The following is a 3993-nucleotide window of genomic DNA, read 5'->3' on the forward strand; positions in this document are numbered from 1 at the left end:
CCCCCCCCCCGCCCCCACCGGGCCCGGGCGCCCCCACGGGCTGGAACGCCCCGACGACCCACCCCGGCGGCGGCTACGGTGCCCCCGGCGGCTGGGGCACCGGCTGGGGAGGCCCGCCGCCCGCCGCGAAGCCCGGCATCATCCCGCTGCGCCCCCTGGGCGTGGGCGAGATCCTCGACGGCGCGGTCTCCACCATGCGCACGTACTGGCGCACGGTCCTCGGCATCTCCCTGGCCGTCGCCGTCGTCGTGGAGATCATCACCGTCCTCGTCCAGGGCCTGCTCCTGGACGACGCGAGCACGGACGCCATCGGCGACCCGAACGCCAGCTTCGACGAGGTCAGCCGCGCCCTGGGCGACTCGATGACCGCCTCGACGGTCGTCTACGGGGTCTCCCTGATCGGCACGATCATCGCGACCGCCCTGCTCACCACCGTCGTCAGCCGCGCGATCCTCGGCAAGGCCGTCTCGCCCGGCGAGGCCTGGCGGGACGCCCTCCCGCGCCTGCCGCGCCTGTTCGCGCTGATCCTGCTGATGCTGGTCCTCGTGGTCGGCACGATGGTCGTCGGCGCCCTGCCCGGCATCCTGGTGGCCGCCGCGGGCGGCGCCACGGCGGCGGGCGTCGCCCTGGCGCTCATCGGCGTCTTCGCCGGGCTCGCCGTCGCCATCTGGATCGGCGTCCGCTTCTCGCTCGCGCCGCCCGCGCTGATGCTGGAGAAACAGGGCATCAGGAAGGCGCTGGGCCGCTCCGTCAAGCTGGTGCGCGGCTCCTGGTGGCGGGTCTTCGGCATCCAGCTGCTCGGCACGATCATCTCCAACATCCTCGCGATGATCGTCGTCGTCCCGTTCGCCCTGATCGGCGCCGCCCTCGGGGACGGCGGCCTGAACGGCTTCGTCACCGACCCCGCCGTCTCCTACGGCTGGACGTACCTGATCATCAGCGGCATCGGCGCCGTCATCGGCTACATGATCACGTTCCCGATCACCGCGGGCGTCTCCGTCCTCCTGTACGTCGACCAGCGCATCCGGCGCGAGGCCCTCGACCTCGAACTCGCCCGCGCCGCCGGCCTCCAGGACTACGGCACCACCGGCACCACCCCCGGGAGCTGACGGCGTGCACGGGACGGGGGGAACGATCGGAGCCCTGTGGTCGGCGGCCTCGGACGACACACCGCCGCTGACCACACCCCGCGATCCCGCGCGGGAGGCGGCCCGCCGCGAACTGTCCAGGCGGCTGTACCACGAGAACGACCCCAACCTCGTCCAGCGCGCCCTGGACGCCCTCTGGAAGTGGCTGGGCGACCTCTTCGACACGGCGGCCGGCGCCACCCCGGGCGGCCCGCTCGGCCTCGCCGTCATCGCCCTGGCCGTCCTCGCCGTCGTCGCCGCCCTCTGGTGGCGCCTGGGCACCCCCCGCCGTACGCCCGCCTCCCCGTCCGACGCCCTCTTCGGCACCCGCGCGCGCAGCGCCGCCGACCACCGCGCCGCCGCCGAGGAGCACGCCGCCCACGGCCACTGGAACCCGGCCGTCCAGGAGCGGATGCGCGCCATCGTCCGCGCCCTGGAGGAGCGCGCCCTCCTCGACGCCCGCCCCGGCCGCACCGCCGACGAGGCCGCCGCCGAAGCCGCCCGCGCCCTCCCCGACCACACCGACGCCCTGCACGCGGCGGCCCGCGCCTTCGACGACGTCACGTACGGCGGCCGGTCCGCGAGCGAACAGGCGTACCGGCGCATCGCGAGCCTCGACGAGACCATCGACCGTACGAAGCCCCGGCTCACGGACCGCCAGGGGGCCGCCCGATGACCACCTCGGCCTCCCCCACCGCCCGCCACCTGTGGACCCGCGCGCGGGGCGTCGCCCTCGCCGTCGCCCTCCTCCTCGTCGCGGGCGTCACCGTCGCCGCGCTCCAGTCCGACACCCACCACGGCGAACTCGACCCGCGCTCCGCCGACCCCTACGGCAGCCGCGCGATCGCCGAACTCCTCGCCGACCGGGGCGTCACCACGCGCGTGGTGACCACGCTGGCCGACGCGCGCTCGGCGGCAGGCCCCGACAGCACCCTCCTGGTCACCGTCCCCGACCTGCTGACCGAACGCCAGCAGAGCGACCTGCGCGCCACGACCGCCGGCTCCGGCGGCCGAACCGTCCTCGTCGCCCCGGGCAGTTGGTCCGTCCAGACCCTCGCCCCCGGGGTCGTCGCCGACCCGGCGACCAGCCGCGACACCACCCTCGACCCCGGCTGCGCGCTCCCCGAGGCTCGCCGCGCGGGCGCCGCCGACACCGGCGGCCACCGCTACACCGTCACCCGCCAGGGCATCGACGAGTGCTACCCGAGCCGCCGCCTCGCCACCCTCCTGCGCGTCCCCGCCGACTCCGGGGACGGCGACACGATCGTCCTCGGCGCCCCCGACATCCTCCTCAACGACCGCCTCGACGAGCAGGGCAACGCCTCCCTCGCCCTCCAACTCCTCGGCTCCCGCCCGCATCTGGTCTGGTACCTCCCCTCGCTCTCCGACTCCACCACCGGCCCGCAGGAGGAGAAGAGCCTCTTCGACCTGCTCCCCTCCGGCTGGCTGTGGGGCACCCTGCAACTCTTCGTCGCCGCCGCGCTCGCCGCCCTGTGGCGGGCCCGCCGCTTCGGCCCGCTCGTCCCCGAACGCCTCCCGGTCGCGATCCGCGCCTCCGAGACCGTCGAAGGCCGCGCCCGCCTCTACCGCAGGGCCGACGCCCGCGACCGCGCCGCCGACGCCCTGCGCTCCGCCACCCGCATCCGCCTCGCCCCTCTCCTCGGCGTCCCCGCCGCCCTGGCCCACACGCCCGAAACCCTGATCCCCGCCCTGTCCGACCGCCTCGGCGCCGACGGACAGCCCCTGCACACGCTCCTCTTCGGCCCCCCGCCAGGCGACGACGCGGCCCTGACCGCCCTCGCCGACCGACTCGACGCCCTCGAAAGTGAGGTACGCCGTCCATGATGGACCCGACCACTGACAACGCCGGGAACACCGGCGATCCGAGCGCCGCCCGCGCCTCCCTGGAGGCCCTGCGCGCCGAGATCGCCAAGGCCGTGGTCGGCCAGGACCCCGCCGTCACGGGCGTCGTCGTCGCCCTCCTGTGCCGGGGCCACGTCCTGCTCGAAGGCGTCCCCGGCGTCGCCAAGACCCTCCTGGTCCGCGCCCTGGCCGCCGCCCTCGACCTCGACACCAAGCGCGTCCAGTTCACCCCCGACCTCATGCCGAGCGACGTGACGGGCTCCCTCGTCTACGACACCCGCAGCGCCGAGTTCTCCTTCCAGCCCGGCCCGGTCTTCACCAACCTCCTCCTCGCCGACGAGATCAACCGCACCCCGCCGAAGACCCAGTCGTCCCTCCTGGAGGCCATGGAGGAGCGCCAGGTCACCGTCGACGGCACTCCGCGCCCGCTCCCCGACCCGTTCCTGGTCGCCGCGACCCAGAACCCCGTCGAGTACGAGGGCACGTACCCCCTCCCCGAGGCCCAACTCGACCGCTTCCTCCTCAAACTGACGATCCCCCTGCCCTCCCGCCAGGACGAGATCGACGTCCTCACCCGCCACGCCGAAGGCTTCGACCCCCGCGACCTGCGCGCCGCCGGCGTACGCCCCGTGGCCGCCGCCGCCGACCTCGAAGCCGCCCGCGCGGCCGTCGCGAAGACCGCCGTCTCCCCCGAGATCACCGCGTACGTCGTCGACATCTGCCGCGCCACCCGCGAGTCCCCGTCGCTGACCCTCGGCGTCTCCCCGCGCGGGGCGACCGCTCTGCTGGCGGCCTCCCGCGCGTGGGCATGGCTCACGGGCCGCGACTACGTCATCCCGGACGACGTGAAGGCCCTCGCCCTGCCCACGCTCAGGCACCGCGTCCAGCTCCGCCCCGAGGCCGAGATGGAGGGCGTCACCGCCGACTCCGTCATCACTTCTGTCCTCGCCCACGTCCCCGTCCCCCGCTGATGGCACTCACCGGCCGCGCCGCGCTCCTCGCG

4 protein-coding genes are annotated in these 3993 nt (G+C 75.2%); all 4 read left to right on the forward strand.

The features are described 5' to 3' along the window. Positions 1-1109: DUF7847 domain-containing protein (locus tag AOK24_RS41990; RefSeq protein WP_055725133.1), on the forward strand; the 1109-nt coding region annotated here is incomplete at its 5' end. 4 nt (positions 1110-1113) lie between these two features. After that, positions 1114-1803, forward strand: a complete 690-nt coding sequence (locus tag AOK24_RS41995) for a DUF4129 domain-containing protein (RefSeq protein ID WP_055725134.1) — start codon at positions 1114-1116, stop codon at positions 1801-1803. Next, on the forward strand, positions 1800-2972 hold the full coding sequence (locus tag AOK24_RS42000; RefSeq protein ID WP_055725135.1) for a DUF4350 domain-containing protein: 1173 nt from the start codon (positions 1800-1802) through the stop codon (positions 2970-2972). The genes AOK24_RS41995 and AOK24_RS42000 overlap by 4 nt, the downstream gene beginning before the upstream one ends. After that, complete coding sequence (locus AOK24_RS42005) at positions 2972-3961, forward strand: AAA family ATPase (RefSeq protein WP_107104172.1); 990 nt, start codon at positions 2972-2974, stop codon at positions 3959-3961. The genes AOK24_RS42000 and AOK24_RS42005 overlap by 1 nt, the downstream gene beginning before the upstream one ends. Positions 3962-3993: the final 32 nt, after the last annotated feature.

It is taken from the genome of Streptomyces niveiscabiei (assembly GCF_001419795.1).
GTDB lineage: Bacteria > Actinomycetota > Actinomycetes > Streptomycetales > Streptomycetaceae > Streptomyces > Streptomyces niveiscabiei.